Origin of the sequence: Streptomyces sp. NBC_00102 (assembly GCF_026343115.1) — a bacterium.
GTDB lineage: Bacteria > Actinomycetota > Actinomycetes > Streptomycetales > Streptomycetaceae > Streptomyces.
This window is the reverse complement of record NZ_JAPEMC010000001.1, coordinates 1,006,473-1,024,740: the sequence shown is the minus strand read 5'-3', so window position 1 is coordinate 1,024,740 and position 18,268 is coordinate 1,006,473. Positions and strand designations below refer to the sequence as shown.

Below are 18,268 nucleotides of genomic sequence, written 5' to 3'. Positions count from 1 at the left end.
CAGCGCGGTTCTTGCGCTGTGAGCGTTCACAGTAGAGAAACGGAACCGACACTTGTCAATGGTTGTAACTGTGCGGTTATCTTGGCCCCACACCACCGACCGGTTGTGTGCACGTTCCCAGTTTCATCCCAGCGGCGTGCACAGAAGGGCTCCGGAGGACGTCGTCGCAGGGTGGCGGTGCCGCCGGATGACCCGACCGGTCGACGTGCATCCGTACCGCCCGGTGGCGGGCCGCCGCCGTGCCCCGGCGGCGGGCGACCGCCGTCACCGCCGAGAACGCCAGGAGACCCCCATGTCCCACACCGCTCCCCGAGGTCTGGACCGGCTCGCCTTCGGCGGCGACTACAACCCGGAGCAGTGGCCGGAGGAGATCTGGCCCGAGGACGTGCGGCTCATGCGCGAGGCCGGCGTGACCATGGTCAGCGTCGGGATCTTCTCCTGGGCCCTGCTCGAACCCGAGCCCGGCGTCTACGACTTCGGCTGGCTCGACCGCGTGATCGACCTGCTCCACGAGGGCGGCATCCGCGTCGACCTCGGCACCCCGACCGTGGTCCCGCCCGCCTGGTTCTACCGCGCCCACCCCGAGGCGCTCCCGGTCAACCGCGACGGGGTCAGGTACGCCTTCGGCTCACGCGGCGCCATCTGCTACAGCAACCCCGACTACCGGGCCGCCGCCGCCCGCATCACCGAGGAGATCGGCCGCCGCTACGCCGGCCACCCCGCCCTCGCCCTCTGGCACGTCCACAACGAGTACGGCGTCCCCGTCTCCGCCTGCTACTGCGACAACTGCGCCGCCCACTTCCGCCGCTGGCTCACCGCCCGCCACGGATCGGTCGACGCCGTCAACAAGGCCTGGGGCACCGCCTTCTGGGGCCAGCACTACCGCACCCTCGACGAGATCGACCCGCCGCGCGCCACCCCCACCGTCGGCAACCCCTCCCAGCAGCTGGACTACCGCCGCTTCGCCGACGCCGCCCTGCGGGAGAACTTCACCGCCGAACGCGACATCCTGCACCGCCTCGCCCCCGGCATCCCCGTCACCACCAACTTCATGACCGCGCTCAGCCAGTGCGACTCCATCGACTACTGGGCCTGGGGCCGCGAGGTCGACCTCGTCACCAACGACCACTACCTCATCACCGACGGCCGACGCACCCACGTCAACCTCGCCATGGCCGCCGACCTCACCCGCTCCGTCGCCGGCGGCGCCCCCTGGCTGCTCCTCGAACACTCCACCAGTGGCGTCAACTGGCAGCCCCGCAACCCCGCCAAGCGCCCCGGTGAGATGGCCCGCAACAGCCTCGCCCACGTCGCCCGCGGCTCGGACGGCGCGATGTTCTTCCAGTGGCGCCAGTCCCGCGGCGGTGCCGAGAAGTTCCACTCGGCGATGCTCCCGCACGGTGGCACCGACACCCGGATCTGGCGCGAGGTCACCCGCCTCGGCGCCGACCTCGGCCTCCTCGACGGTGTCCGGGGCACCCGCACGGTCGCCGACGCCGCGATGGTCTGGGACTGGCAGTCCTGGTGGGCCCAGTCCCTGGACTGGCGCCCGAGCCAGGACCACGACGCCCGCGAGCGCGCCGACGCCTACTACCTCTCGCTCTACGACCGCCACCTCACCGTGGACTTCGCCCACCCCGAGGCCGACCTCTCGGCCTACCCGCTGGTCGTCGTCCCCGCCCTCTACCTCGCCACCGAGCAGGCGGGGCAGAACCTGCGGCGGTACGTCGAGGGCGGCGGCACCCTCGTCGTCTCGTACTTCTCCGGCATCGTGGACGCCGACGACAACGTCCACCCCGGCGCCTACCCCGGCGTGCTGCGGGACGTCCTCGGCCTGACCGTCGAGGAGTTCTCCCCGCTCGGCGAGGGCGACACCGTCCGCCTCATCACCCCTGAGGGCGCCCCCGAAGGCCCCGGACTCACCGGCGACCTCTGGTCGGACGTGGTCGTCCCGCGCGGCGCCGAGACCGCCTGGTCCTACGCCGACGGAGTCGCCGCCGGACGCCCCGCCGTCACCCGCAACCGCCTCGGCGACGGCACCGCCTGGTACGTCTCCACCCGGCTCTCCGGCCCCGACCTCGACGCCGTGCTGGACCGCGCCTGCGCGGACGCCGGCATCGCCCCGCGCACCTCGCTCCCGCGCGACGTGGAGGTGGTCCGCCGCACCGGGGAGACCGGCAGCTACCTCTTCGTCATCAACCACACCGGGGCCGACACCAAGATCCCGCTGGACACCCCCGGCACCGAACTCCTCACCGGCGAGCCCGCTTCCGGACACCTCGCCCTCCCGGCGGGCGCGGTCCGCGTCGTACGGCTCGACGCCTGAGGCGCACCACCAGCACCACGTACGACCAGCACCACGTACGACCAGCACCACCAGCACCACCAGCACCACGTACGACCAGCACCACGTACGACCAGCACCACCAGCACCACCAGCACCACGTACGACCAGCACCACGTACGACCAGCACCACCAGCACCACCAGCACCACGTACCACCGGCACCATCCGCACCACGTACCACCGGCACCGCGTACCCCCCCGCACCACACCCGTATCCCGCGCAACGGTCGAAGGGACATCGACGATGTACGGAAAGAAGCTGCTCGCCAGAGCGCTGTACGGCACCAGAGCGCTACCAGGAGCGGTTCGCCGCACCCCGCGCGGCGGACGCCGGGCCGCCGCCGCACTGACCGCTCTCGGCGGGCTGATGCTCGCCGGGCTCCCCGCCCAGGCGGCCCACGCGGCGACCACCGTCACCAACGCCGGCTTCGAATCGGGCGCCACCGGCTGGACCACGTACTCCGCCGGCGGCCAGAGTGCCGCCTCCTTCACCGAGGCCGGCGGCCACGCGGGCTCCACCCGGCTCAGCCACTGGTCGGCCTCCGCCTACAAGGTGGAGACGTACCAGTACCTCTCCGGGCTGGCCAACGGCACGTACACCCTCAGCGCCTGGGTCCGCTCCAGCGGCGGCCAGAACTCCGCCTACATCGCCCTGCGCAACTGCGGTTCCGCCGAACAGCGCACCGACCTGCCGCCCACCGCCAACGGCGCCTGGATACGCCTGGTCACCTCCGTCAAGGTCACCGGCGGCGCCTGCACCATCAGCCTCAACTCCGACGCGCACGCGGGGGAGTGGGCCAACTTCGACGACATCACCTTCGCCTCCGGCACCACCGGCCTCAGCGTCAAGGGCGGCGACCTCTCCACCCTCCCGAAGAACGAGGCCCACGGCGCCGTCTACCGCAACGCGAGTGGCACCGCGGGCGATGCCCTCGCCCTGCTGAACTCCGCCGGAATGAACTACGTACGCCTCAAGGTGTGGGTGAACCCCGCCGACGGCTACAACGACAAGGCCCACGTCCTCGCGATGGCCAAGCGCGCGAAGGCACTCGGCATGAAGGTCCTGGTCGACTTCCACTACTCCGACGCCTGGGCCGACCCCGGCAAGCAGAACAAGCCCGCCGCCTGGGCCGGTCACGGCTACACCCAGCTGAAGACCGACGTCTACAACCACACCTACGACGTGCTCAACGCCCTCAAGGCGCAGGGCACCACCGCCGACATGGTCCAGATCGGCAACGAGATCAACGCCGGAATGCTCTGGCCCGAGGGCTCCACCGACAACTGGTCCCAGCTCGCCGGACTCCTCACCTCCGGCGCCAACGCCGCCAAGGCCGTCTCCTCCGGCACGAAGGTCGCCCTGCACCTCGCCAAGGGCGGCGACAACGCGGGCACCCGCTGGTGGTTCGACAACGCCGTCGCGTACGGCGTGCCCTTCGACGTCATCGCCCTCTCGTACTACGGCTACTGGCACGGCGCCCTCTCCGACCTCCAGACCAACCTGGACGACGCCGCCTCCCGCTACGGCAAGCCGGTCCTGGTCGCCGAGACCGCCTACGCCCACACCCTCGCCGACAAGGACGGCCTGGAGAACAACATCGCCACCGCCGACCAGCTCGTCACCGGCTACCCCGCCACCCCGGCGGGCCAGGCCGCCAACTTCCGTGACGTCCTGAACGTCGTCGAAGCCGTCCCCGGCGGCCGGGGCCTCGGCGCCGTCTACTGGGAGCCCGGCTGGACCGCCGTCACCGGCAGCGGCTGGGACCCGGCCGACCCCTCCTCCGGCAACGCCTGGGAGAACCAGGCCCTCTTCGACTACAACGAGAAACTGCTCCCGGCGGCGAGCTGGTACGCGCACCGGTAGACCACCCCCGTCACGCGACGCGGCCCCGCCGTTCCTCCGGCTCCGGAGGAACGGCGGGGCCGCGTCCTGCGGTCCTTCGACGGACGTCGACTCATGGGTGATGGTCGGTCAACTGGCGGGCGCGGGGCGGCCCGTGGGAGGCCTACGTGTTCCGTCGAGTGTGCGCGAAGCCTGAACCTGGATGTGTAGAGTCCAGGTTATGCGAATGAGTGCGGGAGTCGAGTGGGGGCTGCACTGCTGCCTGACGCTGGCCTGGCTCGGGGACGCCGAGGCGGTGTCGTCGGCCAAGCTCGCGGCCTGGTTCGAACTGCCGCCGGCCTACCTGAACAAGCAGTTGCAGGCGCTGGACCGGGCGGGAATCCTGACGTCCACCCCGGGTGCCCGGGGTGGCTTCCGGCTGGCCAGGCCGCCCGAGCGGATCACGCTCATGGACGTCGTCGCCGCCGTCGACGGTCGGGACGACGTCTTCCAGTGCACCGAGATCCGGCAGCGGGGGGCGGGCGAGGGTGCACCGGCCCGCGAGTTCCAGCAGCCCTGCGGCATCGCCGGTGCGATGCGCAGGGCCGAACTGGCCTGGCGCAGGGAGCTCGCCGCGCAGACGGTGGCGGACCTGATGGCTTCGGCGCCGGCCTCCGCCGCCGAACGGGCACGGCGTCACTACGAGCGCACCGGCCGCTGAGCGCAACGCACCTGTGGTGCGCGTGCGGGTGGACAACGCCCTGATGGATCGAACGCTGGTGGACCGAGCGCCTACGAGTGAGGAGAACCTGGATGTCAGATGTCTCGATAATGTCCGGCCGGCGAAAGCCCGACGGCCAGACCACCCAGCCCGGGCAGGGCGGCCTGATGCCGACCCTGGTGCTGGCGCTGGGCACCTTCGCCGTCGGCACCGACGCCTTCGTCGTCGCCGGCTTCCTGCCCTCCATGGCCGAGGACCTGTACGTTTCGACGGAGGCCGCCGGCCAGTCCGTCACGGTGTTCGCGGCCGCCTACGCCTTACTCTCGCCCGTGCTCGCCACGGCGACCGCGCGCCTGCCCCGCCGCGCACTGCTGGTCGGCGCACTGATCACACTCGGTCTGGCCAACCTGTGCTCGGCACTCGCACCCAACCTGGCCGTACTGATCATCAGCCGGGTCCTCGCGGCGGCGGGCGCGGCGGCCTACACGCCCAGCGCCGGCGCGGTGAGCGCCGCGCTCGTACGCCCCGAATACCGGGCGCGGGCACTGGCCGTGGTGATCGGCGGCCTGACCGTCGCCACCGCGCTCGGGGTGCCGCTCGGCAACCTCGCCGGCCACTGGCTGGGCTGGCGCTCCGCGTTGGGCATCGTGGCCGCACTCTGCGCGCTCATCGCCCTCGGGGTACGCCTGATGATGCCCGCCCTGCCGGGCAACCCGCGAGTCCCGCTGCGCACCCGGCTCGCCGTACTGCGCAGGCCCGCCGTCCTCGCCGTGCTGCCGCTCACCGTGTTCGGCATGGCAGCCGCCTACACCGCCTACGCCTACAGCGTGCCGGTTCTGCGCGCGGTCCGGGTCCCCGACAGCGCGGATCTGTGGATGCTCTTCCTGTACGGGCTGGGCGCCGTACTCGGCAACCTGGCATCCGGCTACGCCACCGACCGCTGGGGCTCGGTCCGGGTCCTGACCTTCGGCTACATCGGCATGGTGCTCGCACTCGGCCTGCTGACCTGGCTCGCGGCCACCCATGTCTCCCTGGTGCTCCTGGTCGGCGTGCTGGTCCTCCTCTGGGGCGCCGCCAGCTGGTGCCAGACGCCCGCGCAACAGCACCGCCTCATCGAGGCCGCCCCCCAGGAAGCCCCGCTGGTCGTCTCCCTCAACTCCTCCGGCATCTACCTGGGCATCGGCCTGGGCACCGTGCTCGGAGGCATCACCCTCCCGCACGGAGCGACCACCGTCTACGGCCTCGGGGCCGCACTGGCGGCCGCGGCCCTGCTCTTCCTCCGGCTCACCGCACGCGCGGCAGCCCGCAAGGGCTGACCCGCGACAGCCCCGCCCGCACGGGCTGGCGCACTCCGCAGGGTGCGGCCCGCGCGAACGCCGACGCCGTACCCCCGTCGCCCGCTAGTGCCGCATCAGGCAACGTTCGCCCTGTAGTGAGGCCCCGCCTGTCGACGGCTTCAGCCGCTGGCGATAATCGACCGATGAGCGCCATCGATCGCCCTATGCCACCCCTGAACGCCGACGAGCGCACGACGCTTGAAAGCTGGCTCGACTTTCACCGCACCACACTGGTGATGAAGTGCGAGGGTCTGGACGATGAGCAGGCCGCCGTCGCGTCCGTGCCGCCGTCCGGCTTCACGTTGACCGGCCTGGTCCAGCACATGGCTGAGGTGGAGCGGAACTGGTTCCGCCGCGTGCTCGCCGGAGAACAGGCCCCGCCCATCTACGACCCGCAGGCCGACCGGGACGGCCCCGACGGCGGCTTCGACCTTGCTGCGGGCGCCGCCCTGAGTGACGCCCTCGCCACCTGGCACGCGGAGATCGCTCGCGCCCGCGAGCACTGCGCCGACCATGCTCTGACCGATACGGGCCGCTTCATGGAGCAGGACGTCAACCTCCGCTGGATCTACGTCCACATGATCGAGGAATACGCCCGCCACAACGGCCACGCCGACCTGGTCCGGGAACGCATCGATGGCGCCACCGGCGTTTAGCGCCGGATCAGGCAGCGTTAGCCCTGTCGACGACAGCGCGTAGGCGCTGGTCGTCGGCGTGGCGGTTTCGCCAGATGATGTAGCGGCGGATCATGCTGCCCTGTTCCTTGTGGCTGGCGTGGTCGGTGCCGTCGAGGGTGAAGTAGCGCAGCGCGGTGAACTGGGCCTCGATGCGGTTGAGCCAGGAGCTGTTGGTGGGGGTGTAGGCGATTTCGACGTTGTTCGCCGCGGCCCAGGTGCCGACGCGTTGGCACTTCTTGGTGGTCAGGTGCGGGGAGAAGTTGTCGCAGACGATCGCGATACGGACCTGGGACGGGTAGAGGCTGCGCAGGTAGCGGCAGAATTCCAGGAACTGGGTGCGCTTCTTGACCGGCTTGATGTGGCCGTAGAGCTTGTCCTTGGCCAGGTCCAGGGCGGCGAACAGGTGCCGCACTCCGCCGTAGCGGTTGTAGGTCGCCCGCCGCCTGCGGCGAGGTTCGCGGTCGGGGTCCTTGTGCTTGCCGCCGCGTTCGGCCCACTGCCGGCCCGGGTGGGGCATCAGGTTGAGCGGCCCGAACTCGTCTATACAGAAGACGACTTCGGGCTCGCCCTCCTCGGGTATGACCTCGGCGTCGGCGATCGCGTAGAGGTGCTCAACGCGGGCCTTCTTCGCCGCGTAGTCAGGGTCCTTGGAGGTCTTCCAGGTCTTCAAGCGTTGAAAGGAGACGCCCTCCTCGCGGAGCAGGATGCGCAGGCCCTCGTGGCTGATGTCGTCGACCACCCCCTCGGCTACCAGGAAGTCCGCCAGCTTGGTCAAGCTCCAGGTCGAAAACGGCAGATCGTGCTCGGCTGGCTTGGACTTCGCGATCTTCTTGATCTCGCGCCGCTCGGGCAGGGTGAAGGTCCTGGGCCGGCCGCCCTTGTACTTCGGATACAGGGAGTCGAAGCCGTCGGTGTTGAAGTTGTGGATCACGTCTCGGACCCGATCCGCGCTCGTGAACGTCACCTCGGCAATCTTCGCCACGGGCATACCCTGCGCGGACAGCAGCACCATCTGGGCGCGCCGCCAGGTCACCACCGACCCCGTGCCTCTGCGGATGGTCCGCAACAGGCGCTGCCCCGCGTCGTCATCGATCTCGCGGACACGTACTCGTTCTGCCACCCGGACAGCCTGGCGACCTCGCGCCGTCCGGACCAGCATCCGAACGGCGCGTCACGTCACTACGGGGCAAAGGTTGTCTGATGCGGCACTAGTAGGGCTTGGTCAGGTTGATTGTGGCGGTGCGTGTCTTTGTGTTCGGTGTCGCGTTGGAAGGGTGTGACTCCGGACGAGATTGCGGCTTTGCGTGGTGAGTTGGAGGATTTCGCGGCGGAGGTTTTTGAGCCGTTCGCGAGGAACGATCAGCGTCGGTGGGGGCAGGTCTATCTGCGGGGCCTGCTCATGGACGGGCGGCGCAAGTCGGTCGAGCCGATGGCCGCCCGGCTGGGCGAGGACGGGAACCGTCAGGCACTGGCCCACTTCATCACCACCAGCCCGTGGGATCCCGCACACGTGAGAGCCAAGCTGGCCTGGAGGATGGAACAGGCGATCCGGCCCACCGCGCTGGTCTTCGACGACACCGGGTTCCTCAAGGACGGCAGTGCCTCGGCGTGCGTGTCACGGCAGTACACCGGAACCGCCGGGAAGGTCACCAACTGCCAGGTCGGCGTCTCCCTGCACATGGCCTGTGACCATGCTTCGGCGGCGGTGGACTGGCGGCTGTTCCTGCCCGAGACCTGGGCGCCCGGATCCGTGAAGGCGGACCCGGACAAGGTCGCCCGCCGCACCGCCTGCGGCATCCCCGACGACATCGGGCACGTGGAGAAATGGCAGCTCGCGCTCGACATGCTCGACGAGACCCGCTCATGGGGCATCGAGGTCCCGCTGGCTGTCGCGGATGCCGGATACGGCGACGCCGCGGCCTTCCGCCTCGGCCTCCAGGCCCGCGGGCTCAACTACGTGGTGGGCATCTCGACCACCATGTCGGCCCACCCCGGCCACGCCGCACCGGTGACCGAACCGTACTCCGGGAACGGACGCCCACCGGTCGCGAAGTACCCCGACAAGCCACAGTCCGTGAAACACCTGGTCGTAGCCGCCGGACGCAGAGCGGCGAAGCCGGTGCAATGGCGTGAGGGATCCCGGCCCGGCAGTGGCCGCAGCGGCTTCAAGCGGATGTACTCACGCTTCGTGGCCCTGCGGATCCGGCCTGCCGGACGCGAGGTCCGCCAGGCCGCCGACGGCCCGGAACTGCCCGAGTGCTGGCTCCTGGCCGAGTGGCCGGCCGGCAGGGAAGAACCTGTTCAGTTCTGGCTCTCCGACCTCCCGGCCGACACCCCGCTGACCACCCTGGTCCGCCTCGCCAAACTCCGCTGGCGCATCGAACACGACTACCGCGAGATGAAACAGGCCCTGGGCCTGGCCCACTTCGAGGGCCGCACCTGGAGTGGCTGGCACCATCACGTCACCCTCGTCTCCGTCGCGCACGCCTTCTGCACCCTGCAACGACTGGCCAGAGCCCCAAAAGACACGGCGCCGGCCTGAGCCTCTACCGAGTCGTCCGCGAGCTACAGATACTCCTCGCGACCTGGACCGGCGCCTGCCCCACCTGCCACCGCGACATACCCACAGCCGCACCGACCTGACCAAGCCCTACTAGCGTCGTCGTGTTGCCCCGACGACCCGACAGGGATCCCTCATGAGCCCCTCCCCGCAGGCGCCCGCCCCCCTCAGGCCGATCATCGACGTCCACGTGATCGTCCGCGACGGCGACAAGCTTCTGCTCTCCCGGCGAGCGGGCGCCTACGGACACGGCCGGTGGCACGCACCGTAGGGGAAGCTCGAAGAGGGCGAGCCGCTCGCCGCAGGAGCGGCACGCGAGCTGAGGGAGGAGACCGGGCTTCATGTGGTCCCGGAGTCACTCGCGTTGCTGCACACCGTCGTACACCACCAGGGCGACGGAACGCCTGACCGAATCGGCTACTTCTACGAAGCGCGCGCGTTCACCGGCTTCCCGGTCAACCGTGAACCCGACAAGTGCCTCGACCTGCGCTGGTTCGCCGAGCACGACCTGCCCGAGGACGTGATCGAGTACCCGGCCGCCGGCCTCAGGGGCAGCCTCGACAGGCCCGGCGGAGTCACCTTCCACAACTGGGACTAGGGGCGTGGCCGGTTGAAGTGGGCACATGATGAAGCCCCGCCGCTCCTCCGTTGCTGGAGGTGCGGCGGGGCTTCGTCCGTGTACGGGGATGGGTCTCGAACAGGGCTGCTCAGAAGCCGAGTTCCCCGGCCTTGACGCCCGCGACGAGCGCGGCGAAAGCAGGGGCGGAAAGGCCGAGGGCCGGGCCGCTGCGGTCCTTGGAGTCGCGTACGGGGACGATGCCGTGCAGGGCGGCGAGGTTGACGGCGACTTCGACGCACGCGCCACCGTTCTCGCTGTAGGAAGACGTGAACCAGCGGGGGGACTCGGTCGTCACGGGGTGCCCTTTCGTAGCTGCTCGATCATGGCCACGGACGCCGCCTGGGAGAGCGCCTCGGCCTGCAACTGATGGTATGCGGTCAACAGAGGTACTACAGAGCCACTTTCGCGCTCGAGACGCCCGCGTAGCGCGGACTCCGCGTACGACATCAGAGAGCGGTTCTCCATAGTCAGGATGTACAGCGGCAGACTGAGCGGGCGGCGATCTCCCATGCTGAACGGGACGATCTGAAGCACTGTGTTCGGGAGCGCGGCGAACTCGATCAGTCGCGCCAACTGTCCGTCCATGGTGGTCGCGCCGCCCACCGGCCTTCTCAGACAGCTCTCGTCCAGGGCGACGAAGATGAGGGGCGGTGGCGTTCGTTCAAGCGCTGCCTGGCGCTCCGTGACAAGCGCGATGCGTTCCTCGCCCTGTTCTGGGGTGATGGCGCCTCGTTCGATCGTGCGAGTGGTGAGGGCAGTCACGTACCCCGGCGTTTGCAGGATGCCCGGTATGACGCCGACCTCGTACAGCCTGATTTCGGCGGCGCGGGCCTCATGGGTTACATACTCGGGGAAGCCCTCAAGGAGCGCCGTCTGCCGGGCCGCCTGGCTCAGTCGCACCAGGCGGTCTCCCGTGCCGAATACGCGATCAGCAGCTTTCGCAAAGGCGAGAGTTGGAGAGCGTCGGCCAGTTTCCACGGCCGAAATGTGGGTCCCGGACCATCCCATGCGTGCGGCCAGCTCGTCCTGGGTCCAGCCGCGTTCGTCCCGCAGCCTGCGTAAGAGCGCTCCGAACGCCGCCTTCGGCGACTTCTCCGGGTCCAGTTCCTTTCGGTGCACCATGCGCGTTTCCCACTCTTCCTTCATCTGGCGCAAGTTGAAGATGTTTGCATCCTAGGTCACCGTGAAGCGCCGAGTAGTCGGATCACTACGGAGAGGAATGATCGATGGACACAGGTGCGAGCCTTCCGCCCCCGGGAACCGTCCTCGTCGACACCGGAGAGGACGGTGAGGGAGCACGCATCGGGGAGTTCCGCGGACTGGCCGGCGGGTACTGGGCTCTCCGGCCGATCGGCGGTGGACGGGAATGGGAGGCCGATCCGCGGTGGTTGCGGGCCGCGACCACCCAGGAGCGGATGCGCGCGGGGGTCGCGCGGGACAACGCGAGGAGCCGGGGGATCGCGCTGTGATCCAGGAAGCCGGTCACGAGGGCCCCGGCTGCGGGACCTGCCAGGACTTCGACCTCGCGGAGGAGGAAGCCGAGTCGCGAGGTGATCCGAGCGGCGCGGTGGACTGGCGGGTTCTGCGCAGGCGGCATCAGCAGGCCGAGCATCCCGGCGGCGAGGACGGCTGACCGCTGCGGGAGACCTGCCGCCGGGAGGTGAGGGGGGAACGCCCTGCGGTCCCGCCTCGCCCGCCGCGACCACGCGGGCGAGGTGGCGACGGGGACGCGCCGGGAGGATTCGTCCGCAGGTGTTCACGGCGAAGGGGGCATTCTGTCGCTGTGCTCCAGCCTCCGGGACCGCTGCGTCGGTGGCCGTCCCCGGGCGAAGGAGTCGCGGCAGGTCACGAGGTCCGTAGGCAGGGGCGGGACGGACGGATTCCCGCCCGGGAGAGGAGTGGTGCGCGGTGAGGCTGGTACTGCAGGAGTTCGTGTCCCTGGACGGCGTCTCACAGGGTCCGGGCTCCCCGGAGGAGGACACCAGTGACGGTTTCACCCGGGGCGGCTGGTTCGTGCCGCATCTGGACGAGGCGTTCGAGCGGGTGGCCTCCGACTGGCTGAGCCGGGCGGACGCGTTCCTGTTCGGCCGCCGTACGTACGAGAACTTCGCCCGGGACTGGCCGGCCATGACCGACCACCCGAACGCCCGCATTCTGAACGGCTCACCGAAGTACGTCGCCTCCCGGAGCCTGACCGAGGCCGGGTGGGAGCCGACCACGATCCTCTCCGGTGACATCCCCGCCCAGGTAGCCGAGTTGAAGCGGATGCCCGGCCGCGAGATCCAGATCCACGGCAGCGCCCGGCTCGGCCATTCCCTGCTGGCCGCCGGCCTGGTGGACGAGGTGCGGCTCGCGGTCGCCCCCGTAGTGGTGGGCGACGGGCGACGCCTCTTTCCGGACGGCGGTACGCCGGTCGGCCTGCGCCTGCTGCACCACGGGACGACGCCCGCCGGTGTCGCGGTGCACGTCTACGAGCCGACGGGCCTTCCGGAGTACGGGACGTACGGGGCCGACGCGTAAGGACGCCCCGTACGTCCCGTCGCCCTGCCGTCCGGTCCCCCGGGCCGCCGGGTCAGCCCATGAAGCCCTGGTCGTTCAGCGCCTTCTCGATGCGGGCGCGGTGGCTCTCCTCCCAGGCGTCGAGGGACTGCCCGGCCTCCTCGGCGAGCTTCGTCCGCCCGGCGGCGAGGACCTCCTCCTGGCGGGCGGCGGGGACGACGACGGCGCCCTCCTCGTCCGCGACCACGATGTCGCCCGGGTGCACCAGCACCCCGCCGACGCGGACCGGTTCACCGAGCGTGCCGATCTTCCTCTTGGTTCCGGGAACCGGGATGACGCCACGGGAGAAGACCGGGAACCCGGCCTCGCGCACTTCGGCGAGGTCGCGTACGAGGCCGTCGACCACGAAGGCCGCGACGCCCCTGCGCTGGGCGACGGCACACACGTTGCCACCGGCCAGCGCGTAATCCAGATCGCCCGACTCCACGACGACGACAGAGCCCGGCTCGGCGCGGTAGATCGCGGCGTGCAGCATCAGGTTGTCGCCGGGCTCGCACCGGACGGTGTACGCGGGACCGGCGACCCGCGGCGAGTTCCACAGCGGACGGATGCCGATGTCCATGACCTGCTCGCGGCCCAGCAGGTCGGCGAGGGTGGTGGGAGGGATGTCCCGGAACTCGTTGTCCATTGGTTCCTCTGTGCCTGTGTGCCTGTGTTCCTGTGCGCGAAGGTTCGCCCGGTGGCGGGCGTCCGCTCCGGCTCTTCCGCGCGGTGCCGCCACCGGGAGCCGACAGTACAACGCCGTTGCCGTCCCCGATCAGGGGTCTGCGCACGACAGGGGCGCCGCAACCGCGCTGTCCTGACGCGGCGTCCGGACACGGGCGACGGTTCGGCACGATGGCCGACCTCGACGAGGCGTCTCGCTATGCGGAATGCATTGGCTCGCATGGTGGACGGTTGCCTAGCGTCCGGCCATGGGCACATTCGTGGAGGTCCCGCCGTTCGCGCGGGTCGAGGAGTTGAAGGATCTGCCGGGGCGTGTGGTCCTGGCGGACGTGAGGTGGTACCTGGACGGGCGTTCGGGGCGTGCCGCGTACGAGGGAGGACACCTGCCCGGCGCGGTGTTCGCGGACCTCGACCGCTGGCTGACGGGACCCCCGACGCCCACCGGCGGCCGCAACCCGCTGCCGGACCCCGAGGTGTTCGCCGAGGGCATGCGGTCGCTGGGGATCGACGACGAGGACATCGTCGTGGCCTACGACGATCAGGGGGGTGTCATAGCCGCCCGGCTGGTGTGGATGCTGCGGACCACCGGGCGCCGCGCGGCCGTTCTCGACGGCGGGCCGGCCGCCTGGACCGAGGCGTACCCCGGCTCCCTGACGACGGACGAACCGGTACCCGCCCGTGAAGGAGCCTTCTCCGTACGTCCCTGGCCGGCGGAGGCACTGGTGGAGGCGGACGAACTCGCGCTGTCGGACGTCCTGGCGGTCGACGCCCGCAACCGGGACCGTTTCGTCGGGGCCCAGGACCCCGTCGACCCCCGCCCCGGCCACGTACCCGGTGCGGCGAACGTTCCCTGCCGGGAGAACCTGGACGGGTTCGGGCGGCTGCTGCCCGTGCAGGCGATCCGGGACAACTTCGCCGCCGGGGGAGTGGTCGCGGACAACGCGGCGACGGTGGTCTCCTACTGCGGCTCGGGCGTGACGGCCTGCCACAACCTGCTGACCCTGGAGCACGCCGGGCTCGGCAGCGGAAGGCTCTACGTCGGCGGCTGGTCCGCGTACAGCCGCGACGAGGCCCGTCCGGTGGAGACCGGGCCCGCCCGCTGAGACGGGCCCGCGCCACCGCTCCCGCACACGCGGCCGGGGTGGGACGGCCGAAACCGTCCCACCCCGGCCACCCGCTACCGCACCGCAGTGGCTACCGCACCGGAGTGAAGTCGCGGGCCCCGATGAACTCCGGGCGCCGCACCGGAGCCGCGAAGGGCTCCTCGGCCGCGTTCTCCACGCTGTTGAAGACGATGAAGACGTTGCTGCGCGGGAACGGGGTGATGTTGTCCCCCGAACCGTGCATGGCGTTGCAGTCGAACCAGGTCGCCGAACCCGCCCTGCCCGTGAAGAGCTTGATGCCGTGCGCACCGGCCATCTCCGTCAGCGCACCGTCGGACGGGATGCCGGCGTCCTGCATCTGGAGGGACTTCTTGTAGTTGTCCTTCGGCGTCTCGCCCGCGCAGCCGAGGAACGCCCGGTGCGAACCGGGCATGATCATCAGCCCGCCGTTGGTGTCGTGGTTCTCGGTCAGCGCGATCGAGACGGAGACGGTCCGCATGTTCGGCAGCCCGTCCTCCGCATGCCAGGTCTCGAAGTCCGAGTGCCAGTAGAAACCAGAGGCGCCGAACCCCGGCTTCACGTTGATCCGGGACTGGTGCACGTACACGTCCGAGCCGAGGATCTGGCGGGCCGCGCCCACCAGCCGCTCGTCGGAGACCAGCCGGGCGAACACCTCGCTGATCCGGTGCACTTCGAAGACGGAACGCACCTTCCCCGACTGCGGCTCCACGATCGAGCGCTCGTCGCCCTGGACCGCCGGATCGGCGATCAGCCGCTCCATCTCGGCCTGGTAGCCGGCGACTTCGTCCGGGGTGAGCAACTGGTCGACGGCGAGGAACCCGTCCCGCTCGAAGGTGAGAAGGCTCTGTACGGGTACGGGCCCGGGGGCGCCCGGCGCGGACCAGACGACCGGGTCCCGGCGGGCGACGACCGTCTCGGCGGCGCCGCGCGAGGGATACAGATCGGTGCGCGGGACGGACGGGTCGGTGCGCGGGACGGACGGGTCGGTGCGCGCGTACGTGGTCATGGTTCAGGCCTCCTCGGTCAGCAGCGGGTAGACGCCGTTCTCGTCGTGGTCCTCCCGTCCGGTGACGGGCGGATTGAAGACGCAGACGCAGTGGAAATCGGTCTTCGGCCGGAGCGTGTGGTGCTCGTGGCCGTTGAGCAGGTACATGGTGCCGGGGGCGATCCAGTGCTTCTCACCGGTGTCGTCGTTGGTGAGTTCGGCCTCCCCCCGCGTGCACAGGACGGCCTCGATGTGGTTCGCGTACCACATCGACGTCTCCGTGCCCGCGTACAGGATGGTCTCGTGGAGCGAGAAGCCCACCTTCTCCTTGGCGAGCACGATGCGCTTGCTCTCCCAGGTCCCGGAGGCGGACCTCACGTGCCGGTCGGTGTTCTCGATGTCGTTGAACGAACGGACGATCACGGTGGTGTGGTGCCTTTCTCTCTGCGGTGACTCTCTCTGTGTCGCCTGCCCGGGGAAGACCCGGTCAGGCCGCGTCCCCCGAAGGGAGCGCGCTGGTCATGAGGCTGTCTCGCGGACGGAACGGGCCAGTGTGCGCAGCCCCTCGTCCAGCTCCTCGGGGGTGATGGTCAGCGGCGGCAGCAGCTTGACGACTTCGCTCTGCGGGCCCGAGGTCTCCAGCAGCAGCCCGAGCTCGAAGGCGCGCGCGGTGACCGCCGAGGCGCGCGCCGGGTCGGTGAACTCCACCCCCCACACCAGGCCCCGGCCCCGGAAGGAGGCGGTGGCGTCCTCGGCACAGACGGAGAGCAGGGCCTGCTCCACCTGCTCGCCGCGGGCCTTCGTCTGCCGCTCCATGTGGCCGTCCGCCCAGTAGGCGTCGAGCGCGGCGGCGGCCGTGACGAACGCCGGGTTGTTGCCGCGGAAGGTGCCGTTGTGCTCGCCGGGCTCCCAGACGTCCAGCTCCGGGGTGAACAGGCAGAGGGACATGGGCAGTCCGTAGCCGCTGATGGACTTCGACAGGGTGACGATGTCCGGGACGATCCCCGCCTCCTCGAAGGAGAAGAAGCCGCCGGTACGCCCGCAGCCCATCTGGATGTCGTCCACGATCAGCAGCATGTCCTGGCGGTGGCACAGCTCCTGGAGCGCGCGCAGCCACTCGGCGCGGGCGACGTTGATGCCGCCCTCTCCCTGGACGGTCTCCACGATCACGGCGGCCGGCTTGTTCAGCCCGGAGCCCTGGTCCTCCAACAGCCGCTCGAACCACAGGAAGTCGGGGACCTGGCCGTCGAAGTAGTTGTCGAACGGCATCGGGGTGCCGTGCACCAGCGGGATGCCCGCACCGGCCCGCTTGAACGCGTTGCCGGTCACCGCGAGCGAGCCGAGCGACATCCCGTGGAAGGCGTTGGTGAAGGAGACCACGGACTCGCGCCCCTTCACCTTGCGCGCCAGCTTCAGTGCCGATTCGACGGCGTTGGTACCGGTCGGGCCCGGGAACATCACCTTGTACGGCAGATCGCGCGGCCGCAGGATCACGTTCTGGAAGGTCTCCAGGAAGGCGCGCTTCGCCGTCGTCGCCATGTCCAGCCCGTGGGTGATGCCGTCCCGCTCGATGTAGTCGAGCAACGCCCTTTTCAGCACGGGGTTGTTGTGGCCGTAGTTGAGTGAACCGGCGCCGGCGAAGAAGTCGAGGTAGCTGTGGCCGTCCTCGTCGGTCAGCCGGGCGCCCCGCGCGTGGTCGAACACGGCGGGCCAGCTCCGGCAGTAGCTCCGGACCTCGGACTCCAGTGTCTCGAAGACGCTCAGGGCGGGCGGGGTGATGGTCACGGCGATCTCCTGAGGGGTTGTGCACGGGTCCGGCGGCACGGCGGCGGCGGCGCGGACCCGTGGGCGGTGGTCCGGCGGCACGGCGGCGGCGGCGCGGACCCGTGGGCGGTGGTCCGGCGGCACGGCGGCGGCGGCGCGGACCCGTGGGCGGTGGTCCGGCGGCACGGCGGCGGCGCGGGCGGACGCGTGAGCGGTGAGGGGGAACGGAGCCGGCGGATGGCGGCGGCCCCTGCGGGCCTGCCCGGCGTCAGCTGCCGAACGGCCCGATGCGGTACAGCACTTCGGGCAGGTGCGTGTCCTCGGGGAACAGTTCCCCGGCGAAGAGCACCTCGTGCTCCAGCCCCACGTCGTGACGCTCGGCGTACGAGGTGAAGAGCCGGTTCGACGCGGTGTTGTCGGGCGTCACGGTCGTCTCGACCGCGACCAGCCCCTGTTCCGCGGCGACGCGTCCGGTCAGCGCGTCCAGCAGGGTGGCGGCCAGCCCCCGGCCCCGGTACGCACAGTCGACCGCCACCTGCCAGACGACGAGCGTCTGCGGGCGGTCCGGGCGGACGTAACCGGTCACGAAGGCGACCGGCTCGCCGCGCTCGTCCCGGGCGACCACCGAGGTCGCCGCGAAGTCGCGGCACCAGAGCAGGTAGCTGTACGAGGAGTTGAGGTCGAGGACCTCGGAGTCGCGGGCGATGCGCCACAACGAAGCCCCGTCCTCCACGCGTGGGACGTCCACGGTGAGGAATGTGCTCGGGGCTGTCGGCGCATCGGCGGCGGCGGAGTCGATTCGGGCACGGGCAAGGTCTGCTGGTGCGGCGCTCATGCCAGGGAATTTACCCAGCAAATTGCAGAATTGCACTGGCGAAAAGGGTTGGGTGGCGCAGGCCCACGTGTTATCACGCGAGTGCGAGCCCGATCGGTCGGGCGGGCGTTTTCTGGTGTTTCGTAGCGGATTTATCCGGCATAACACCCCTCGTGTGGGGTCTGTCACAGCGATGCAACTCCCGTGAAACGCGCCCGGACCACCACTCCGGACGCCCCCGTGATCAACGCGTTTACGTCACGGGAACCCGGGC

At 70.3% G+C, this 18,268-nt stretch carries 19 protein-coding genes and 1 pseudogene; 12 read left to right on the top strand and 8 right to left on the bottom strand.

All coding sequences use genetic code 11. From position 1 onward, the window contains the following. Positions 1-292: 292 nt before the first annotated feature. From OHA55_RS04620 to OHA55_RS04600, 5 genes are all read left to right on the top strand, one after another. On the top strand, positions 293-2,326 hold the full coding sequence (locus tag OHA55_RS04620; protein ID WP_266703031.1) for a beta-galactosidase: 2,034 nt from the start codon (positions 293-295) through the stop codon (positions 2,324-2,326). A gap of 387 nt (positions 2,327-2,713) precedes the next feature. Then, positions 2,714-4,210 carry an arabinogalactan endo-1,4-beta-galactosidase gene (locus OHA55_RS04615; RefSeq protein WP_266710417.1) on the top strand — a complete coding sequence of 499 codons (1,497 nt, stop codon included), beginning with the start codon at positions 2,714-2,716 and terminating at the stop codon, positions 4,208-4,210. A gap of 199 nt (positions 4,211-4,409) precedes the next feature. Further along, complete coding sequence (locus OHA55_RS04610; RefSeq protein ID WP_266703029.1) at positions 4,410-4,889, top strand: Rrf2 family transcriptional regulator; 480 nt, start codon at positions 4,410-4,412, stop codon at positions 4,887-4,889. Positions 4,890-4,999: 110 nt separating this feature from the next. Continuing rightward, complete coding sequence (locus OHA55_RS04605; protein ID WP_266703027.1) at positions 5,000-6,205, top strand: MFS transporter; 1,206 nt, start codon at positions 5,000-5,002, stop codon at positions 6,203-6,205. A 164-nt stretch (positions 6,206-6,369) separates the two neighbouring features. After that, entirely contained in the window at positions 6,370-6,882 is a 513-nt protein-coding gene (locus OHA55_RS04600) for a DinB family protein (protein ID WP_266703025.1), read from the top strand. A 7-nt stretch (positions 6,883-6,889) separates the two neighbouring features. Here OHA55_RS04600 and OHA55_RS04595 read toward each other — a convergent pair whose 3' ends face one another. Then, a complete protein-coding gene (locus OHA55_RS04595; protein WP_266703023.1) occupies positions 6,890-8,023 on the bottom strand; it encodes an IS630 family transposase in 1,134 nt (377 codons plus the stop codon). A 156-nt stretch (positions 8,024-8,179) separates the two neighbouring features. On the opposite strand from OHA55_RS04595, the gene OHA55_RS04590 reads away from it, so the two are divergent. The 3 genes and pseudogenes from OHA55_RS04590 to OHA55_RS04580 all read left to right on the top strand — a co-directional run. Beyond that, positions 8,180-9,445 (top strand): IS701 family transposase, encoded by a 1,266-nt coding sequence (locus OHA55_RS04590; protein WP_266703021.1) that lies wholly within the window; start codon positions 8,180-8,182, stop codon positions 9,443-9,445. 154 nt (positions 9,446-9,599) lie between these two features. After that, complete coding sequence (locus OHA55_RS04585; protein WP_266703019.1) at positions 9,600-9,734, top strand: hypothetical protein; 135 nt, start codon at positions 9,600-9,602, stop codon at positions 9,732-9,734. 12 nt (positions 9,735-9,746) lie between these two features. Further along, positions 9,747-10,061: pseudogene (locus tag OHA55_RS04580) on the top strand (NUDIX domain-containing protein); the annotation flags it as partial. A 109-nt stretch (positions 10,062-10,170) separates the two neighbouring features. Here the strand turns inward: OHA55_RS04580 and OHA55_RS04575 are convergent. Next, entirely contained in the window at positions 10,171-10,377 is a 207-nt protein-coding gene (locus OHA55_RS04575; RefSeq protein WP_266703017.1) for a DUF397 domain-containing protein, read from the bottom strand. Then, positions 10,374-11,204: a helix-turn-helix transcriptional regulator gene (locus tag OHA55_RS04570; RefSeq protein ID WP_266710416.1), complete on the bottom strand. Its 831-nt coding sequence runs from the start codon at positions 11,202-11,204 to the stop codon at positions 10,374-10,376. The genes OHA55_RS04575 and OHA55_RS04570 overlap by 4 nt, the downstream gene beginning before the upstream one ends. A 104-nt stretch (positions 11,205-11,308) precedes the next feature. Between OHA55_RS04570 and OHA55_RS04565 the strand changes: the two genes are divergently transcribed. From OHA55_RS04565 to OHA55_RS04555, 3 genes are all read left to right on the top strand, one after another. Beyond that, positions 11,309-11,551 (top strand): hypothetical protein, encoded by a 243-nt coding sequence (locus OHA55_RS04565; RefSeq protein ID WP_266703015.1) that lies wholly within the window; start codon positions 11,309-11,311, stop codon positions 11,549-11,551. Next, the gene (locus OHA55_RS04560; RefSeq protein WP_266703013.1) at positions 11,548-11,715 is read left to right on the top strand and encodes a hypothetical protein; all 168 of its coding nucleotides are present in this window, start codon (positions 11,548-11,550) and stop codon (positions 11,713-11,715) included. The genes OHA55_RS04565 and OHA55_RS04560 overlap by 4 nt, the downstream gene beginning before the upstream one ends. Positions 11,716-11,990: 275 nt before the next feature. Continuing rightward, positions 11,991-12,602 carry a dihydrofolate reductase family protein gene (locus OHA55_RS04555; RefSeq protein WP_266703011.1) on the top strand — a complete coding sequence of 204 codons (612 nt, stop codon included), beginning with the start codon at positions 11,991-11,993 and terminating at the stop codon, positions 12,600-12,602. 52 nt (positions 12,603-12,654) lie between these two features. Here the strand turns inward: OHA55_RS04555 and OHA55_RS04550 are convergent, their stop codons facing one another. Continuing rightward, complete coding sequence (locus OHA55_RS04550; RefSeq protein WP_266703009.1) at positions 12,655-13,269, bottom strand: RraA family protein; 615 nt, start codon at positions 13,267-13,269, stop codon at positions 12,655-12,657. Between the two features lie 286 nt (positions 13,270-13,555). Here OHA55_RS04550 and OHA55_RS04545 point away from each other — a divergent pair, with 286 nt between their 5' ends. After that, on the top strand, positions 13,556-14,410 hold the full coding sequence (locus OHA55_RS04545; RefSeq protein ID WP_266703007.1) for a sulfurtransferase: 855 nt from the start codon (positions 13,556-13,558) through the stop codon (positions 14,408-14,410). A gap of 91 nt (positions 14,411-14,501) precedes the next feature. On the opposite strand, the gene thpD is transcribed toward OHA55_RS04545, so the two are convergent. The 4 genes from thpD to ectA form a co-directional block, all read right to left on the bottom strand. Continuing rightward, positions 14,502-15,437 carry an ectoine hydroxylase gene (gene thpD, locus OHA55_RS04540; RefSeq protein ID WP_266703005.1) on the bottom strand — a complete coding sequence of 312 codons (936 nt, stop codon included), beginning with the start codon at positions 15,435-15,437 and terminating at the stop codon, positions 14,502-14,504. 3 nt (positions 15,438-15,440) lie between these two features. Next, positions 15,441-15,839 (bottom strand): ectoine synthase, encoded by a 399-nt coding sequence (locus tag OHA55_RS04535; RefSeq protein ID WP_266703003.1) that lies wholly within the window; start codon positions 15,837-15,839, stop codon positions 15,441-15,443. Between the two features lie 96 nt (positions 15,840-15,935). Beyond that, positions 15,936-17,201, bottom strand: a complete 1,266-nt coding sequence (gene ectB / locus OHA55_RS04530; RefSeq protein WP_266703001.1) for a diaminobutyrate--2-oxoglutarate transaminase — start codon at positions 17,199-17,201, stop codon at positions 15,936-15,938. Between the two features lie 247 nt (positions 17,202-17,448). Then, positions 17,449-17,913, bottom strand: coding sequence for a diaminobutyrate acetyltransferase (ectA, locus tag OHA55_RS04525; protein ID WP_266710415.1), 465 nt, complete (start codon positions 17,911-17,913; stop codon positions 17,449-17,451). Between the last annotated feature and the right edge of the window lie 355 nt (positions 17,914-18,268).

Coding starts and splice junctions, on each gene's coding strand:
- OHA55_RS04570 (WP_266710416.1), bottom strand. CDS start 11,204: ATGGTGCACCGAAAGGAACTGGACCCGGAGAAGTCGCCGAAGGCGGCG.
- OHA55_RS04600 (WP_266703025.1), top strand. CDS start 6,370: ATGAGCGCCATCGATCGCCCTATGCCACCCCTGAACGCCGACGAGCGC.
- thpD (WP_266703005.1), bottom strand. CDS start 15,437: ATGACCACGTACGCGCGCACCGACCCGTCCGTCCCGCGCACCGACCCG.
- OHA55_RS04605 (WP_266703027.1), top strand. CDS start 5,000: ATGTCCGGCCGGCGAAAGCCCGACGGCCAGACCACCCAGCCCGGGCAG.
- OHA55_RS04620 (WP_266703031.1), top strand. CDS start 293: ATGTCCCACACCGCTCCCCGAGGTCTGGACCGGCTCGCCTTCGGCGGC.
- OHA55_RS04545 (WP_266703007.1), top strand. CDS start 13,556: ATGGGCACATTCGTGGAGGTCCCGCCGTTCGCGCGGGTCGAGGAGTTG.
- OHA55_RS04615 (WP_266710417.1), top strand. CDS start 2,714: ATGCTCGCCGGGCTCCCCGCCCAGGCGGCCCACGCGGCGACCACCGTC.
- OHA55_RS04610 (WP_266703029.1), top strand. CDS start 4,410: ATGCGAATGAGTGCGGGAGTCGAGTGGGGGCTGCACTGCTGCCTGACG.
- OHA55_RS04550 (WP_266703009.1), bottom strand. CDS start 13,269: ATGGACAACGAGTTCCGGGACATCCCTCCCACCACCCTCGCCGACCTG.
- OHA55_RS04565 (WP_266703015.1), top strand. CDS start 11,309: ATGGACACAGGTGCGAGCCTTCCGCCCCCGGGAACCGTCCTCGTCGAC.
- OHA55_RS04585 (WP_266703019.1), top strand. CDS start 9,600: ATGAGCCCCTCCCCGCAGGCGCCCGCCCCCCTCAGGCCGATCATCGAC.